This window comes from Ideonella aquatica (assembly GCF_018069755.1).
Lineage (GTDB): Bacteria > Pseudomonadota > Gammaproteobacteria > Burkholderiales > Burkholderiaceae_C > Ideonella > Ideonella aquatica.
Map to the genome: position 1 here is coordinate 1 of NZ_JAGQDE010000028.1, position 15,621 is coordinate 15,621.

The 15,621-nt window shown below is 67.8% G+C and carries 14 protein-coding genes and 1 pseudogene; 4 read left to right on the plus strand and 11 right to left on the minus strand.

Annotated elements, in window-relative coordinates:
• Nucleotides 1-444, minus strand: a pseudogene (locus tag KAK06_RS20685) (hypothetical protein); the annotation flags it as partial.
• 85 nt (nt 445-529) lie between these two features.
• On the opposite strand from KAK06_RS20685, the gene trxA reads away from it, so the two are divergent.
• The 4 genes from trxA to KAK06_RS20705 all read left to right on the plus strand — a co-directional run bounded on the left by trxA (nt 530) and on the right by KAK06_RS20705 (nt 4,565).
• Nucleotides 530-859, plus strand: a complete 330-nt coding sequence (gene trxA / locus KAK06_RS20690) for a thioredoxin TrxA (RefSeq protein ID WP_210804071.1) — start codon at nt 530-532, stop codon at nt 857-859.
• A gap of 274 nt (nt 860-1,133) precedes the next feature.
• Nucleotides 1,134-2,399, plus strand: coding sequence for a transcription termination factor Rho (gene rho, locus KAK06_RS20695; protein WP_210804072.1), 1,266 nt, complete (start codon nt 1,134-1,136; stop codon nt 2,397-2,399).
• A 176-nt stretch (nt 2,400-2,575) separates the two neighbouring features.
• On the plus strand, nt 2,576-2,836 hold the full coding sequence (locus KAK06_RS20700; RefSeq protein ID WP_210804073.1) for a type B 50S ribosomal protein L31: 261 nt from the start codon (nt 2,576-2,578) through the stop codon (nt 2,834-2,836).
• Nucleotides 2,837-2,915: 79 nt separating this feature from the next.
• On the plus strand, nt 2,916-4,565 hold the full coding sequence (locus KAK06_RS20705) for a hypothetical protein (RefSeq protein WP_210804074.1): 1,650 nt from the start codon (nt 2,916-2,918) through the stop codon (nt 4,563-4,565).
• Nucleotides 4,566-4,568: 3 nt separating this feature from the next.
• On the opposite strand, the gene phoR is transcribed toward KAK06_RS20705, so the two are convergent.
• The 10 genes from phoR to ftsH all read right to left on the minus strand — a co-directional run bounded on the left by phoR (nt 4,569) and on the right by ftsH (nt 15,500).
• Nucleotides 4,569-5,894, minus strand: a complete 1,326-nt coding sequence (gene phoR, locus KAK06_RS20710; protein WP_210804075.1) for a phosphate regulon sensor histidine kinase PhoR — start codon at nt 5,892-5,894, stop codon at nt 4,569-4,571.
• Nucleotides 5,895-5,910: 16 nt separating this feature from the next.
• Nucleotides 5,911-6,612 (minus strand): phosphate regulon transcriptional regulator PhoB, encoded by a 702-nt coding sequence (gene phoB / locus KAK06_RS20715; protein WP_210804076.1) that lies wholly within the window; start codon nt 6,610-6,612, stop codon nt 5,911-5,913.
• A gap of 8 nt (nt 6,613-6,620) precedes the next feature.
• Nucleotides 6,621-7,337: a phosphate signaling complex protein PhoU gene (phoU, locus tag KAK06_RS20720; protein WP_210804077.1), complete on the minus strand. Its 717-nt coding sequence runs from the start codon at nt 7,335-7,337 to the stop codon at nt 6,621-6,623.
• 19 nt (nt 7,338-7,356) lie between these two features.
• Nucleotides 7,357-8,142, minus strand: a complete 786-nt coding sequence (gene pstB / locus KAK06_RS20725; RefSeq protein ID WP_210804078.1) for a phosphate ABC transporter ATP-binding protein PstB — start codon at nt 8,140-8,142, stop codon at nt 7,357-7,359.
• Nucleotides 8,143-8,159: 17 nt separating this feature from the next.
• Complete coding sequence (gene pstA, locus KAK06_RS20730; protein ID WP_210804079.1) at nt 8,160-9,029, minus strand: phosphate ABC transporter permease PstA; 870 nt, start codon at nt 9,027-9,029, stop codon at nt 8,160-8,162.
• Complete coding sequence (gene pstC, locus KAK06_RS20735) at nt 9,026-10,003, minus strand: phosphate ABC transporter permease PstC (RefSeq protein ID WP_210804080.1); 978 nt, start codon at nt 10,001-10,003, stop codon at nt 9,026-9,028. Before pstC ends, pstA begins: the two co-directional genes overlap by 4 nt.
• A gap of 102 nt (nt 10,004-10,105) precedes the next feature.
• Nucleotides 10,106-11,143, minus strand: a complete 1,038-nt coding sequence (gene pstS / locus KAK06_RS20740; protein WP_210804081.1) for a phosphate ABC transporter substrate-binding protein PstS — start codon at nt 11,141-11,143, stop codon at nt 10,106-10,108.
• Nucleotides 11,144-11,292: 149 nt separating this feature from the next.
• Nucleotides 11,293-12,633, minus strand: a complete 1,341-nt coding sequence (gene glmM, locus KAK06_RS20745; RefSeq protein ID WP_210804082.1) for a phosphoglucosamine mutase — start codon at nt 12,631-12,633, stop codon at nt 11,293-11,295.
• Nucleotides 12,634-12,672: 39 nt separating this feature from the next.
• Nucleotides 12,673-13,515 carry a dihydropteroate synthase gene (gene folP, locus KAK06_RS20750; protein ID WP_210804083.1) on the minus strand — a complete coding sequence of 281 codons (843 nt, stop codon included), beginning with the start codon at nt 13,513-13,515 and terminating at the stop codon, nt 12,673-12,675.
• Nucleotides 13,516-13,595: 80 nt separating this feature from the next.
• A complete protein-coding gene (ftsH, locus tag KAK06_RS20755; RefSeq protein WP_210804084.1) occupies nt 13,596-15,500 on the minus strand; it encodes an ATP-dependent zinc metalloprotease FtsH in 1,905 nt (634 codons plus the stop codon).
• Between the last annotated feature and the right edge of the window lie 121 nt (nt 15,501-15,621).

The following is a 15,621-nucleotide window of genomic DNA, read 5'->3' on the forward strand; positions in this document are numbered from 1 at the left end:
CGCGGCCGCCCAGCCGGCGCGCTGCGACGGCGGCAGCGCCGCCAGCGCCTGGTGCCATTCGTCGGCACAGTCGACCACGGCCGCCACCGCCCAGGCGAAGCCGGCCGGGTCGCGGCGCGCCCAGCCGCCCTGGTCGACGCCGCGCAGCCGCGCCGCCACCTGCAGCCGGCGGGTGACGGCGTCGCTGGCCATGGCCTCGGCAGCGGCCGGGGCGCGCGGACCCAGTTGCGGGGCCAGCGTGGCCACGGTCTCGATCCGAGGCGCCCAGCCGCCGCGCCGCACGAACGCCCGGCGGGCAGGCGGCAGCAAGGCGGTGAACGGCAGCAGCCAGACCGCGTCGCGCAGCGACAGGCCCTGGGCCTGCGCCCAGTCGCCCACCCGATCGGCCAAGCGCACCCAGGTGTGCTCATCCAGGGGCATCATGGCGGCAGTCGGATCGGTCATCGGCACGGGCATCGGGGACAAGGCCTTTGTGTCAGAATCATTGTGCCCGGTCGCCCCAGCTGGCGGCTCCCCGAAGGACACCCCCATGAGCAGCGAACTGATCAAGCACATCTCCGACGCCTCGTTCGAGGCCGACGTCCTGCAATCCGACAAGCCGGTGCTGGTCGATTACTGGGCCGAGTGGTGCGGCCCCTGCAAGATGATCGCCCCGATCCTGGACGAAACCGCCAAGGAATACGGTGAGCGCCTGCAGATCGCCAAGATGAACGTCGACGAGAACCGCGACATCCCCGCCAAGTTCGGCATCCGCGGCATTCCCACGCTGATGCTGTTCAAGGGCGGCCAGTTGGCGGCCACCAAGGTCGGTGCGCTGAGCAAGGCGCAGCTGGCCCAGTTCCTCGACGGCAACCTCTGATCTCGCCTATACTCCGCACCTGACGCGCCGGGAACGGCTGCATCGCGCCTCGCGCCCGATCAGCCACCCCGGAGCCCCGTCAGGCGCCGGATGGCCGCCACCCCAAGCCCAGGCCCAGCCTGACCGCTTGCGGAACACCTGTCCCGGCCCCCCCTCCCCTACCCGGTTTCATCACGCGCCACGCGGCCGGGATCCCTGTGATCCCATCCACATCGGCGATCGGCCAGCCCCGGCTCCTGCGGTGCTTCGCTGGCGACCACCCCAGGGTGTATCCATGCATCTTTCCGAACTGAAAGCCCTCCACGTCTCGGCCCTGATCGAGATGGGCGAGGCGCTCGAGATCGACAACGTTTCGCGCCTGCGCAAGCAGGAGCTGATGTTCGCCATCATGAAGAAGCGCGCCAAGGCTGGCGAGCAGGTCTTCGGCGATGGCGTCCTTGAAGTGCTGCCCGACGGCTTCGGCTTCCTGCGCTCGATCGACACCAGCTACATGGCGTCGACCGACGACATCTACCTGAGCCCCAGCCAGATCCGGCGCTTCAACCTGCACACCGGCGACATGGTCGAGGGTGAGGTGCGGGTGCCCAAGGATGGCGAGCGCTACTTTGCCCTGGTCAAGGTCGACCGTGTCAACGGCCTGACCCCCGAGCAGAGCAAGCACAAGATCATGTTCGAGAACCTGACGCCGCTCTTCCCGAAAGAGCCGTTCAAGCTGGAACGTGAAGCTTTCAAGGGCGAGGAGAACATCACCGGACGCATCGTCGACCTGATCGCCCCGATCGGCAAGGGCCAGCGCGCCTTGCTGGTCGCGCAGCCGAAGACCGGCAAGACGATCATGATGAAGAACATCGCGCACGCGCTGGTGGCCAATCATCCCGAGATCCACCTGATCGTGCTGCTCGTCGACGAGCGGCCGGAAGAAGTGACCGAGATGGTGCGCACCGTGCGCGGCGAGGTGATCAGCTCCACCTTCGACGAGCCCGCCGCCCGCCACGTGCAGGTGGCCGAGATGGTGATCGAGCGCGCCAAGCGCCTGGTCGAGATGAAGAAGGACGTGGTGATCCTGCTCGACAGCATCACCCGCCTGGCCCGTGCCTACAACAACGTGCTGCCCAGCTCCGGCAAGGTGCTGACCGGCGGTGTCGATGCCAACGCGCTGCAGCGCCCCAAGCGCTTCTTCGGCGCGGCGCGCAATGTGGAGGAAGGCGGCTCGCTGACCATCATCGGCACCGCGCTGATCGACACCGGCTCGAAGATGGACGAGGTCATCTACGAGGAGTTCAAGGGCACCGGCAACTGCGAAATCCACCTGGACCGCCGCATGGCCGAGAAGCGCGTCTACCCGTCGATCCTGATCAACAAGTCGGGCACTCGCCGCGAGGAGCTGCTGCTCAAGCCCGAGATCATGCAAAAGACCTGGATCCTGCGCAAACTGCTCTACAACATGGACGAGATCGAGGCGATGGAGTTCGTCCTCGACAAGATGAAGGCGTCGAAGAACAACCTCGACTTCTTCGACATGATGCGCCGCGGCGGCTGAGGCCCTCGCCCCGCATCACCCGCACGACCGCGCCCTGGCGCGGTCGTGTCGTTTCAGGGCACGGCCGCGCATGCGCTATACTCCGCGTTTTTCCGCTGTCGGAAAGTGCGAATGTACGAAGGTACGGCTGGCATGGGGCCAGGCGTGGCTCCCGGCTCACCAGCGATGAGAGAACCATGAAAGACGGCATTCACCCGAATTACCGCGACGTCTGTTTCGTCGACCTGTCCAACGGCTTCAAGTTCGTGACGCGTTCCTGCGCGCCGACCAAGGAAACCATCAAGCTGGACGACGGCCGCGAAGTGCCGCTGTTCAAGCTGGAAACCACCAGCGAGTCGCACCCGTTCTACACCGGCCAGCAAAAGAGCGTGGACACGCTGGGCGGCCGCGTCGAGAAGTTCCGCAACAAGTTCGCCCGCGTCGGCATCAAGAAGTAATCCCCTTCTTGCCCGTACGCGTGCAGCGAAGAAGGCAGCCTCGGCTGCCTTTTTTCATGCCTGGTGCATCATCGGATCCGTGAGCACGCCCACCCCTGCCCTTGTCACGCAGCGCGCCGCACAGCGCCTGCCGCGCGTGCCGCTGCTGCTGCTGTGCGCGGCCTATGTGCTGCCCGGTGTGTTCGGACGCGACCCCTGGCGCAACGCCGACCTGTCCGCGTTCAGCATCATGCTGGGCATGGCCGAGGGGCGGCTGTCCTGGCTGGCGCCGGCGCCGGTGGGCGGCATGGCCGACTCGGCGCTGCTGCCGCACTGGCTGGGCGCGCTGGCCATCCAGGCCCTGGGTGGCTGGCTGGGGCCTGCGCTGGCCGCACGCCTGCCCTTTGCACTGCTGCTGGCGGCCACGCTGGCCCTGGTCTGGTACGCCACCTATTACCTGGCCCGCACCGAAGCCGCGCAGCCGGTGGCCTTTGCCTTTGGCGGCGAGGCCGAACCGCGTGACTACGCCCGGGCACTGGCCGATGGCGCACTGCTGGCGCTGATCGCCTGCCTGGGCCTGCTGCAGCTGGGCCACGAGACCACGCCCGAGCTGGCCCAGCTCAGCGAGGTGGCGCTGCTGCTGTTCGCGCTGGCCGTGGCCACCACCCGGCCGCTGCTGGGCCGGTTGCTGGCGCCGCTGGCGCTGGTGGCGCTGGCCTCCAGCGGCGCACCCGCGATCGCCACGCTGATGGGCCTGGTGGCGCTGGTCACCAGCGCGCGCAGCCGCTTCGAGGGCGTGCGCGCCCTGCTGCCCTGGCTGGCGATGGGTGCCGCGGCCTCGGCCGCGCTGGCCTTGCTGCTGCACACCTGGCACTGGCGCATCGTGCGCCCGGACAGCCTGTCCGACCTGTGGGCCCTGGTGCGTCTGCCCGGCTGGTTCCTATGGCCGGCCTGGCCATTGGCGCTGTGGACGCTGTGGCGCTGGCGAAGGCACCTGCAGTCGCGCCACATCGCGGTGCCGCTGGGCTGCGCGCTGGTGGCGCTGCTGGCGATGGCGGCCATGGACGGCAACGACCGCGTGCTGCTGCTGGCGCTGCCCGGCGTGGCGGTGCTGGCGGCCTTTGCGCTGCCCACGCTGGACCGCGGTGCCAGCGCGGCGATCGACTGGTTCTCGGTGTTCTTCTTCACCGGCGCGGCCATCGTGGGCTGGGTGGTCTATGCCTCGATGCACTGGGGCGTGCCGGCCAAGCCCTTGGCCAATATCCAGCGCCTGGCGCCGGGCTTCGTGCCGCAGTTCTCCTGGCTGGCGCTGCTGGCGGCGGTGCTGGGCACGCTGGCCTGGCTGTGGCTGGTGCGCTGGCGCACCGCCCGCCACCGCGATCCGCTGTGGAAGAGCCTGGTGCTGCCGGCCAGTGGCGTGGCGCTGGCCTGGCTGCTGTCGATGACGCTGTGGCTACCGGCGCTGGACTACGCGCGCAGCCTGCGGCCCCTGGTGCAGCAGATCACCGAGATCGTGCCGGCCGGCCAGTGCCTGCTGGCGCCGGGCCTGCCGCGCACCCAGGTGGCGGCGCTGGAGGTGTTTGGCCGCTACCGGGTGGATACGCGCCCGGATGGCCCGTGCGATGCCATGGTGCTGCAGGGGCGTCGGCCCGGCGTCGCGCCAGCCATCGACGGCTGGCGGCTGGTGGCCACGCTGCGGCGCCCCACCGACCGCCAGGAACAGACCTGGATCCTGCGGCGCGAGCGCTGAGCGTCAGACCGCTGCGGTGACCGCGGCACGCACGCGTGACGGCGGCAGGCGCAGCGTGAAGCGCGAGCCCTGGCCCACCGTGCTCTCGATCAGCAGCTCACCGCCGTGGCGCTGCGCCACGTGCTTGACGATGGCCAGCCCCAGGCCAGTGCCACCCGTGTCGCGCGAGCGGCTGCCATCCACGCGGTAGAAGCGCTCGGCCAGACGCGGCAGGTGCTCGGGGGCGATGCCGGGGCCGGTGTCGACCACGCTGAGCTCGCCCGAGCCGTCGTCGCCGCGACGCGCGATGATCTGGATGCGGCCGCCCTCGGGGGTGTAGCGCACCGCATTGACGGCCAGGTTGCCCAGCGCGCTGGACAACTCGGACTCCTGCCCGGCCAGCGCCTCCAGGGCGCCGGTGTCGACGATCAGCTCGTGGCGCCCCGCCGACAGGGCCCGCACTTCCTGCTCGACCACCTGGGTCAGACGGGTCACCGGGCACCACTGGTCCGCGGGCGGGCGGGCGCTGCCCTCCAGGCGCGCCAGCGTCAGCAGATCGCCCACCAGGGCCTGCATGCGCTTGGCCTGCTGGCCCATCAGGTTCAGCACGCGCTGGCGCTCGACCTCGGTCAGCGGCAGCGTGGCCATGGTCTCGACGAAGCCGGCCAGCACCGTCAGCGGCGTGCGGATCTCGTGCGAGACATTGGCGACGAAATCGCGCTTGGTGGCATCCACCCGCTCGCGCTCGGTGATGTCCTGGGTCAGCAGCAGACGCTTGCCCTGGCCATAGGGCCGCACCAGCACCGCCAGCAGGCCCTTGCCCTGCGGCCCGGGAATCTGCACTGGCTGCTCGAACTGGCGTGCCTGCAGATGCGCCACGAAGGCCGGCGCGCGCACCAGGTGGGTGACGTGCTGGCGCTGGTCGCGCACGGGGTCGAGCCCCAGGTGCGCGGCGGCCATCTGGTTCATCCACTCGATCTGGTCGGCCGCATCCAGCAGCAACACGCCGTTGGGCGACGCGTCGATGGCCTCCAGCATCTGGGCGAGCTGCTCGCGCTCGGCGGCCAGCGCCCGCTCGCGCAGGCGCAGGGCCCGCTCGACGCGCACGCCGGCCTCGCCCCAGAAGCCCACCAGCGGCGGCGAGCCGTCGTGCATCTCACTGCTGAGCCAGGTCAGCAAGCGGCCGCCACGCAGGCCGTCGACCAGCGCCACCAGTGCGGCCGCCGCCCCGGCGCCCAGCATCGCACCCAGCCGGCCGTGCCCCCAAGCCTCGCCCAGCCAGCCTCCCAGTCCGGCGCCCAGCGCCGCGAACAGCAGCGCCAGCGCAGTGCGCGGCAACAACCAGAACATGCCTGCCGCAGCCCCCTCAGGCAGACGGCATCGCGACGTGCCGCGTCATGCGGTAGCCGGCGCCGCGCACGGTCTCGATCATCTGCGCGCACTGCGCCGGCTGCAAGGCCTCGCGCAGGCGCTTGACGTGCACGTCAACCGTGCGCTCCTCGATGAACACATGGTCGCCCCAGACCCGGTCCAGCAGCTGCGCACGGCTGTGAACGCGCTCGGGATGGGTCATGAAGAAATGCAGCAGGCGGAACTCAGTGGGGCCCAGCTTGAGCTCCACACCGGCACGGCTCACGCGGTGGGTGGCCGGATCCAGCGTCAGCCCGCCCAGCTCCACCGCGGTGTCCAGCGCCTCGGGCAGGCGGCGGCGCAGCAGCGCGCGGATGCGCGCCAGCAGCTCCTGGGTGGAGAAAGGCTTGGTGAGGTAGTCGTCGGCGCCGGCATCCAGGCCGGCCACCTTGTCGGTTTCCTCGGCGCGCGCGGTCAGCATGATGATCGGCAGGCCACGGGTGCGCTCGTCGGCGCGCCAGCGGCGCGCCAGCGCCACGCCGGACTGGCCCGGCAGCATCCAGTCGAGCAGTACCAGATCGGGCAGCACGGCATCAACCGCAGCCTGGGCCTGCTCGGCGGTCTCGGCCAGCGTGACCTCGAAGCCGGCATGGCGCAGGTTCAGCGCGATCAGCTCGGCAATCGCGATCTCGTCCTCGACGACCAGGATCGTGGTCATGGCCATCCTCAGTTGCGCTGCAGGGCGACCGAGGCCACGGTCTCGACCGGGTTGTGGCGCACGTCGGTGCCCTTGACGATGTAGATGATCTGCTCGGCCAGGTTCTTGGCGTGGTCGCCCACGCGCTCGATCGCCTTGGCGACGAAGACCAGGTCGATGCTGGCCGAGATGGTGCGCGGATCTTCCATCATGTAGGTGATCAGCTTGCGCATCAGGCCGTCAAATTCCTGGTCGATCTGGTTGTCCTGCTTGATGACCTCCAGCGCCTGCACCGTGTCCAGCCGCGCGAACGCATCCAGCGCGCGGCGCAGCGAGGCGACCGCCAGCTCCGACTCGAAGGACACGTCACTGACCGGCAGCTTCATGCGGCTGAAGACGCCGGTGTTGATCAAGCGCTGCACGGTGCGGGCGATGCGCGCAGCCTCGTCGCCGACACGCTCAAGGTTGCCGATGGTCTTGCTGATCGCGATCAGCAGGCGCAGATCGCGCGCGGTGGGCTGGCGGCGGGCGATGATGGCCGAGAGGTCGGCGTCGATCTCGACCTCCAGCTGGTTCACCCGCTCCTCCATCTTCAGGACCTGGGTGGCGGTCTCGGCGCTGTAGTGGACCAGCGCATAGATGGCCTGGGCCACCTGGGCCTCGACCAGGCCGCCCATTTCCAGCACACGGGTGGAGACGCCGCTGAGTTCGGCGTCGAACTGGGTCGACAGGTGCTTGTCGCTCATGGAAATGTCTCCTGCACGCTCAGCCGAAACGGCCGGTGATGTAGTCCTCGGTCTCGCGCTTGGTCGGCTTCATGAACAGGTCGCGGGTGGGTCCGAACTCGACCAGGTCGCCCAGGTACATGTAGGCGGTGTAGTCGGAGACGCGCGCGGCCTGCTGCATGTTGTGGGTGACGATGACCACGGTGTAGTCGTCGCGCAGTTCGTGGATCAGCTCCTCGACCTTGCCGGTGCTGATCGGGTCGAGCGCCGAGCAGGGCTCATCCAGCAGCAGCACCTCGGGCTTGATCGCGATGCCGCGGGCGATGCACAGGCGCTGCTGCTGGCCGCCCGAGAGGCCGGAGCCGCTCTGGCCCAGCTTGTCCTTGACCTCGGTCCACAGCGCGGCCTTCTTCAGCGCCCACTCCACCCGCTCGTCCATCTCGACGCGCGAGAGGTTCTCGAACAGACGCACGCCGAAAGCGATGTTGTCGTAGATCGACATTGGGAAGGGCGTGGGCTTCTGGAAGACCATGCCCACCTTGGCGCGGATCAGCGAGACATCCAGACGCTTGTCCAGCACGTCCTCGCCGTCGACCAGGATCTGGCCGGTGGCGCGCTGCTCTGGATAGAGCTCGAACATGCGGTTGAAGGTGCGCAGCAGCGTCGACTTGCCGCAGCCCGACGGGCCGATGAAGGCCGTCACCTTCTTCTCGGGCAGGTCGAGGTTGATGTGCTTGAGCGCGTGGAAGGCGCCGTAGTAGAAGTTCAGGTCGCGCACCGAGATCTTGGCCTTCTCGGTCACGGGCAGATTGACTTTGGCGTCCATGGTCATGGGCTCCAGGTTCAGTGCTTGTTGCGCAGGAAGACCCGCGCCAGGATGTTGAGCGCCAGCACGCCCAGCGTGATCAGGAACACGCCGGCCCAGGCCAGTTGCTGCCAGTTCTCGTAGGGGCTCATCGCGAACTTGAAGATCGTCACCGGCAGGCTGGCCATCGGTTCGGACAGGCTGCTGGTCCAGAACTGGTTGGACAGTGCGGTGAAGAGCAGCGGCGCGGTCTCGCCCGAGATGCGGGCGATGGCCAGCAGCACGCCGGTCAGCACGCCAGCCCGCACGCTCTTGAGCGTGATCGAGCTGATCACCTTCCACTTGGGCGTGCCCAGCGCGTAGGCGGCCTCGCGCATCGCGTGCGGCACCAGGTTCAGCATGTTCTCGGTCTGGCGAATCACCACCGGGATGACGATCAGCGCCAGCGCCAGCACGCCCGCCCAGCCCGAGAAGCTCTTCATGCGCGCCACCACGGTGGCGTAGATGAACAGGCCAATGACGATCGACGGTGCCGACAGCAGGATGTCGTTGATGAACTGCGTGGTGCGGCCCAGCCAGCTGCGCTGGCCGTACTCGGCCAGGTAGATGCCCGCCATCACGCCGATCGGCGTGCCGATCAGCGTGGCCAGCGTGACCATCAGCAGCGAGCCGTAGATCGCGTTGGCCAGGCCACCCACCGCCTCCTGCGGCGGCGGCGTCATCTCGGTGAAGACCTGCAGCGACAGGCCGCTCCAGCCCAGGCGCACGGTTTCGTAGAGGATCCACATCAGCCAGAACACACCGAAGGCCATGGCTGCCAGCGACAGGGCCAGCGCGATGGTGTTGGTGCGGCCACGGCGCTTGTGCTTGGCCTGGCGGGCAGGATCCAGCGAGGTCAGGCGGCTCATGAACGGCTCCCTTCACCCTTGCGCAACTGGGCCAGCAACAGCTTGGACAGTGCCAGGACGACGAAGGTGATGAAGAACAGGATCAGGCCCAGGTAGATCAACGACGCCTGGTGCAGGCCTTCACCGGCCTCGGCGAACTCGTTGGCCAGCGCCGAGGTGATGCTGTTGGCGGCCTCGAACAGCGAGACCGAGTCCAGCTGGTTCATGTTGCCGATCACGAAGGTCACGGCCATGGTCTCGCCCAGCGCACGGCCCAGGCCCAGCATGATGCCGCCGACCACGCCGGCCTTGGTGTAGGGCAGCACGATGTTCCAGACTACCTCCCAGGTGGTCGAGCCCAGGCCATAGGCGGACTCCTTGAGCATCGGCGGCGTCACCTCGAACACATCGCGCATCACCGAGGCGATGTACGGAATGACCATGATCGCCAGGATGATGCCGGCCGACAGCAGGCCGATGCCCACCGGCGGGCCCGACACCAGCGCGCCCAGCACCGGCACGCCCTTGAAGGCGGCCTGCAGCGGCTGCTGCACGTAGGTGGCCAGCAGCGGCCCGAAAACCATCAGGCCCCACATGCCATAGACGATGGACGGCACCGCCGCCAGCAGCTCGATCGCCGTGCCCAGCTGGCGCTTGAGCCACTGCGGCGACAGCTCGGTCAGGAACAGCGCGATGCCGAAGCTCACCGGCACGGCAATGACCAGCGCGATGATGGACGTCATCAGCGTGCCATAGATCATCACCAGGCCGCCGAAGCGCTCAGCCGCTGGGTCCCATTCGCTGGTCCAAAGAAAGGACAGGCCATACTCGCGGATGGCAGGCATGGCGCCGACCAACAGCGAGACCAGGATGCCGATCAGCAGTATGAGGGTCAGCCAGGCGGCCGAATGAGCCGCCAGCGAGAAAAGCCGGTCGGCCCAAGGGGCGCGGACCGAGGTGGGACGCGGACCGCCAGTGGGCGTGCTTCGATCCATGGGGGGGGCACCAAAGGCGTCAGGGCTGGCGGGGAGTGTAGCGCTCACGAGCAGTCTCCAATGCGGGGGCGCCGCCGAGGGTCGGCGGCTCCCCCAGCGCGATCACTTGACCGCGATGGCCTTGCCGGAGCCGTCCTTGATCTGGCTCCACTGAACGTCGCGCACCAGTTGCTTGACGACGTCAGGCAGCGGCACGTAGTCCAGATCGTCGGCCGCCTTGTCGCCGTTCTGGTAGGTCCAGTCAAAGAACTTCAGCACCTGAGCAGCAATCTCGGGCTTGGCCTGAGACTTGTGCATCAGGATGTAGGTCGGGTTGGTGATCGGCCAGGCATCCTTGCCGGGCTGCTCGGTGGTGATCTGGTAGAAGGACTTCTTCCAGTCAGCACCAGCCGCTGCGGCCTTGAAGGCCGAATCGCTCGGGTGCACGAACTGGCCATCGCGGTTCTTCATGACCGTGTAGGTCATCTTGTTCTGCTTCACATAGGCGTACTCGAGATAGCCGATCGAGTTCGGAAGGCGCTGCACATAAGCAGCCACACCCTCGTTGCCCTTGCCGCCGGCGCCAGTGGGCCAGTTGACGGCGGTGCCCTCGCCCACCTTGGCCTTCCACTCGGCATTGACCTTGGAAAGGTAGTTGGTGAAGACAAAGGTCGTTCCCGAACCGTCAGCACGACGGACCACCGAGATGTCGCCATCCGGCAGCGACACGCCCGGGTTCAGCGCGGTGATGGCCGGGTCGTTCCACTTGGTGATCTTGCCCAGGAAAATGTCGCCCAGTACGGCGCCGGTCAGCTTCATCTGGCCAGGCTGCAGCCCCTTGATGTTGACCACCGGCACCACGCCACCGATCACGGTGGGGAACTGAACCATGCCGTCCGCTGCCAGGTCCTCGTCCTTCAGGGGCATGTCGGAGGCGCCAAAGTCCACCGTTTTGGCCTTGATCTGCTTGATGCCGGCGCCCGAGCCGACCGACTGGTAGTTCACCCGTGCGCCGGTGGCCTTGTTGTAGGCATCGGCCCACTTGGCGTACAACGGCGCCGGAAACGTCGCACCCGCACCGGTCACGTCCTGGGCAGCCACAGCACCGGACATGGCCAGCAGCGCACAGGTCAAGGAAGCACGAATCGTAGAAGTCAGCATGGGAAACCCTTTCCAGAGGTCACAGGCGCCGGCCTTGCCGGCTTGTTGACACTGTAGGGAGGGCTTGTGACAGAGTCGTGACATCGATGTCACAGACGCCTCATGGCGTCATCTGACCGTCACATATTCATCATGACATCCAATCGCCCTCAGGCGGCTCGTGCTGCGGCTGCCAGCCGCTCAGCCGCCTGGCGGGCCAGCGCCGCGTCGGCGGTCTCGACCATGACCCGCAGCACCGGTTCGGTGCCTGAAGCGCGGATCAGCACCCGCCCTCCCAGGCCCAACGCTGAACGCACGGCTTCGGTCTCTGAGGCCAGATGGGCATTGGACTGCCAGTCCGAGCCTTCAGGCAGGCGCACGTTGATCATGGTCTGCGGGAACAGCGGTGCATCGACCAGCAGCTCGGGCAGCGAGCGGTTGCTGTGCCGCACCGCCTGCAGCACCTGCAAGGCGCTGACGATGCCGTCGCCGGTGCTGTGCCGGTCCAGGGCCAGCAGGTGGCCCGAGCCTTCGCCTCCCAGGATCCAGCCGCGCTGTGCCAATGCCTCCAGCACATAGCGGTCGCCCACCTTGGCGCGCACCAGATCCAGGCCGCGGCGGCGCAGCGCCAGCTCGATGCCCATGTTGGTCATCAGCGTGCCGACCACGCCCGGCACGGACTCGCCCTGGGCCAGCCGGTCCATGGCCATCACGTAGAGCAGCTCGTCGCCGTTGTACAGGCGGCCACTGCGGTCAACGAGTTGCAGGCGGTCGGCGTCGCCATCCAGCGCGATGCCGAAATCGGCGCCGCGTGCCAGCACCTCGGCCTGCAGCGCCTGCGGCGCAGTGGCGCCAAAGCCGTCATTGATGTTGGTGCCGTTGGGCGACACGCCAATGCTGGTGACCTCGGCACCCAGCTCATGGAAGACCGCCGGCGCCACATGGTAGGCGGCGCCGTGCGCGGCATCGACCACCAGCTTCAGGCCGCGCAGCGTCAGGTCACCGCTGACCGTGGTCTTGCAGAACTCGATGTAGCGGCCTTCAGCGTCGCCCAGGCGGCGCGCCTTGCCCAGCTGCGCCGAGCCCACCCACTGCGGCTCTTCCTCGAGCGCCAGCTCGACCGAGCGCTCCCAGTCATCGGACAGTTTCTGGCCGCGGGCCGAAAAGAACTTGATGCCGTTGTCCGGGTAGGGGTTGTGCGAGGCGCTGATCACCACCCCCAGGTCCAGGCGCAGCGCCCGCGTCAGGTAGGCGACACCCGGCGTGGGCAGCGGACCGGTCAGCAGCACGTCGACGCCGGCCGAGGCAAATCCAGCCTCCAGTGCCGACTCCAGCATGTAGCCCGAAATACGGGTGTCCTTGCCGATCAGCACAGTGCGCGGGCCCTTGGTGCGCCCGGCACGCAGCACGCGGCCGACAGCATGACCCAGGCGCAGCGCGAAATCGGCGGTGATGGGCGCCTGGCCCACGGTGCCACGGATGCCATCGGTGCCGAAGTACTGGCGCGACATGACTCTCTCTCCTGTGTTGTTCTTCGTCGGCCCTGATTGTCAGTGGGCCATCGGTCCACCCAGACCGGCCGCACACCAGACCTTGACCGCATCGACCGTGGCTGCCACATCGTGCACGCGCACGATGCGTGCGCCCCGCGCGATCGAGGCGAGTGCCGCGGCCACGCTGGGCACCAGGCGCTCGCCCACCGGCCGCCCGGTCAGCTGGCCCAGCGTGCCCTTGCGGGACCAGCCCACCAGCAGCGGCGGCCCCAGCTCGCACAGCGCGGCCTGGCCCTGCCACAGGGCCAGGTTGTGCTCCAGCGACTTGCCGAAGCCGTAACCCGGGTCCAGGGTGATGCGCGCATCGACAACGCCGGCCATGCGCACCGCGTGCAGGCGCCGGGCCAGGAAGTCGCGCACCTCGCCGACCACGTCGGTGTAGCTTGGGCGCTGCTGCATGGTGTCCGGCTGACCCTGCATGTGCATCAGACACAGGCCCACACTGCCGTGCGCGGCCACGCGCTCCAGCGCCCCGGGCAGTTGCAGCGCGCGCACGTCGTTGATGATGTCGGCGTCCAGCGCCAGCACCGCGTCCATCACTTCGGGGCGACTGGTGTCCACGCTGACCGGCACGCCCAGGCGCACAGCCTGGCGCACGACCGGAACCACCCGGGCCAGCTCCTCGTCCAGGGTGGGCGGCTGCGCACCGGGCCGGGTGGACTCGCCACCAATGTCCAGAATGTCGGCCCCCTGGGCCAGCAAGCGCTCGCAGTGGGCCAGCGCAGCGCGTTCACCGGCGTGGCTGCCACCGTCCGAAAAGGAGTCGGGGGTGACATTGACGATGCCCATCACCTGCGGGCGATCCAGATCGATCTGGAATCGGGTGGTCTGCCAATACATCGGCCAGGTCCGAGGCTGCCGTTGAAAAGGCCGACGGGGCCGTCAGGGCCCCGTGGCGTCAGGAGAGCAGGACAGGCAGCTCAGGCAGCCGCGGGGGCGCCATCGGCCTGGGCCGGCGGCGTCGGGCCATTGCCGCCCTTGCTGGAGCTGGGCGTCCAGTCCTTGGGCGGGCGCGGCGGCTTGCCTTCCATGATGTCGTCGATCTGCTCGCTGTCGATGGTTTCCCATTCCAGCAGGGCCTTGGCCATCGCGTGCATCTTGTCCTGATGCTCCTCGATGTGACGGCGGGCGATCGAGTACTGCTCGTCGATGATCTTGCGGATCTGTTGATCAACCTTGCGCATCGTCTCTTCGGACATGTGCGTGGTCTTGGTGACCGAGCGACCCAGGAAGACCTCACCCTCGTTCTCGGCGTAGACCATCGGGCCCAGCTCGTCGGTCATGCCGTAGCGGGTGACCATGTCGCGGGCGATGGCGGTGGCGCGTTCGAAATCGTTGCTGGCGCCGGTGGTCATCTGGTTCATGAACACTTCTTCGGCGATGCGGCCGCCGAACAGCACCGAGATGGTCGAGAGCATGCGCTCCTTGTCCATGCTGTAGCGGTCGCCCTCGGGCAGTTGCATCGTCACGCCCAGCGCACGGCCGCGCGGAATGACGGTGACCTTGTGCACCGGGTCGGTCTTGGGCATCAGGCGTGCCACCAGGGCGTGGCCCGCCTCGTGGTAAGCGGTGTTCTTGCGCTCTTCCTCGGGCATGACCATGGACTTGCGCTCAGGGCCCATCATGATCTTGTCCTTGGCACGCTCGAAGTCGATCATCTCGACCACGCGGGCGTTGCGGCGGGCAGCGAACAGCGCGGACTCGTTGACCAGGTTGGCCAGATCGGCGCCCGAGAAGCCCGGCGTGCCACGGGCCAGGATATCGGCCTTGACGTCCTGGCCGATCGGCACCTTGCGCATGTGCACATTGAGGATCTGTTCACGGCCGCGCACATCGGGCAGCGTGACATACACCTGGCGGTCGAAGCGACCCGGGCGCAGCAGCGCCGGATCCAGGATGTCGGGCCGGTTGGTGGCCGCCATCACGATCACGCCCAGGTTGGTTTCGAAGCCGTCCATCTCGACCAGCATCTGGTTGAGCGTCTGCTCGCGCTCGTCGTTGCCGCCACCCAGGCCGGCACCGCGGTGGCGGCCCACCGCGTCGATTTCATCGACGAAGATGATGCAGGGCGCGCTCTTCTTGGCCTGCTCGAACATGTCGCGCACGCGGGCCGCGCCCACGCCGACGAACATTTCCACGAAATCAGAGCCCGAGATGCTGAAGAACGGCACCTTGGCCTCGCCGGCGATCGCCTTGGCCAGCAGCGTCTTGCCGGTGCCCGGAGGGCCGACCAGCAGCACGCCGCGCGGGATGCGGCCACCCAGCTTCTGGAACTTCTGCGGGTCTTTCAGGAAGTCGACCAGCTCCTTGACCTCTTCCTTGGCCTCGTCGCAGCCGGCGACGTCAGCGAAGGTGGTGGAGTTGTTGGCCTCGTCCAGCATGCGGGCCTTGGACTTGCCGAAGCTGAACGCCCCGCCCTTGCCGCCGCCCTGCATCTGGCGCATGAAGTAGATCCAGACGCCGATCAGCAGCAGCATCGGGCCCCAGGACAGCAGCAGGCTCTGCAGCAGCGAGGGCTCGTCGCGCGGGCGCACGTCGAACTTGACGCCGTTGGCGATCAGGTCGCCGGTCAGGCCGCGGTCGAGGTAGGTGCCGGTGGTGCGGATGTTGCGATCGTCGGTGGTCTTGGCCGAAATCTCGACGCTGCCCGGACCCTCCTGGATCGTGACGCTCTTGATGCGCTTGCTGCGCACCTCTTCAAGAAACTCGGAGTAGCTCAGTTGGCTGCCCGAGACAGCGGCCCGATCAAACTGCTTGAAGACGGTGAACAGCACCAAGGCGATCACCAGCCACACTGCAATTTTCGAGACCCATTGATTGTTCACCGCGGCTCCTTCTTGCCATCAGACACCGGCAACGGCCCTCCGCCGCCCGCGTCTTACCGCATATAGGGTCGATTCTACGCCCCTCAAGTTCCCTGACTGTGCGCGTGGACAGGTCGTCCAG

Excerpts from the sequence above, each read along its gene's own strand:
- pstA (WP_210804079.1), bottom strand. The coding sequence starts at position 9,029 with ATGAGCCGCCTGACCTCGCTGGATCCTGCCCGCCAGGCCAAGCACAAG.
- phoB (WP_210804076.1), bottom strand. The coding sequence starts at position 6,612 with ATGACCACGATCCTGGTCGTCGAGGACGAGATCGCGATTGCCGAGCTG.
- trxA (WP_210804071.1), top strand. The coding sequence starts at position 530 with ATGAGCAGCGAACTGATCAAGCACATCTCCGACGCCTCGTTCGAGGCC.
- folP (WP_210804083.1), bottom strand. The coding sequence starts at position 13,515 with ATGTATTGGCAGACCACCCGATTCCAGATCGATCTGGATCGCCCGCAG.
- phoU (WP_210804077.1), bottom strand. The coding sequence starts at position 7,337 with ATGAGCGACAAGCACCTGTCGACCCAGTTCGACGCCGAACTCAGCGGC.
- pstC (WP_210804080.1), bottom strand. The coding sequence starts at position 10,003 with ATGGATCGAAGCACGCCCACTGGCGGTCCGCGTCCCACCTCGGTCCGC.
- pstS (WP_210804081.1), bottom strand. The coding sequence starts at position 11,143 with ATGCTGACTTCTACGATTCGTGCTTCCTTGACCTGTGCGCTGCTGGCC.
- KAK06_RS20700 (WP_210804073.1), top strand. The coding sequence starts at position 2,576 with ATGAAAGACGGCATTCACCCGAATTACCGCGACGTCTGTTTCGTCGAC.
- phoR (WP_210804075.1), bottom strand. The coding sequence starts at position 5,894 with ATGTTCTGGTTGTTGCCGCGCACTGCGCTGGCGCTGCTGTTCGCGGCG.
- pstB (WP_210804078.1), bottom strand. The coding sequence starts at position 8,142 with ATGGACGCCAAAGTCAATCTGCCCGTGACCGAGAAGGCCAAGATCTCG.
- rho (WP_210804072.1), top strand. The coding sequence starts at position 1,134 with ATGCATCTTTCCGAACTGAAAGCCCTCCACGTCTCGGCCCTGATCGAG.
- glmM (WP_210804082.1), bottom strand. The coding sequence starts at position 12,633 with ATGTCGCGCCAGTACTTCGGCACCGATGGCATCCGTGGCACCGTGGGC.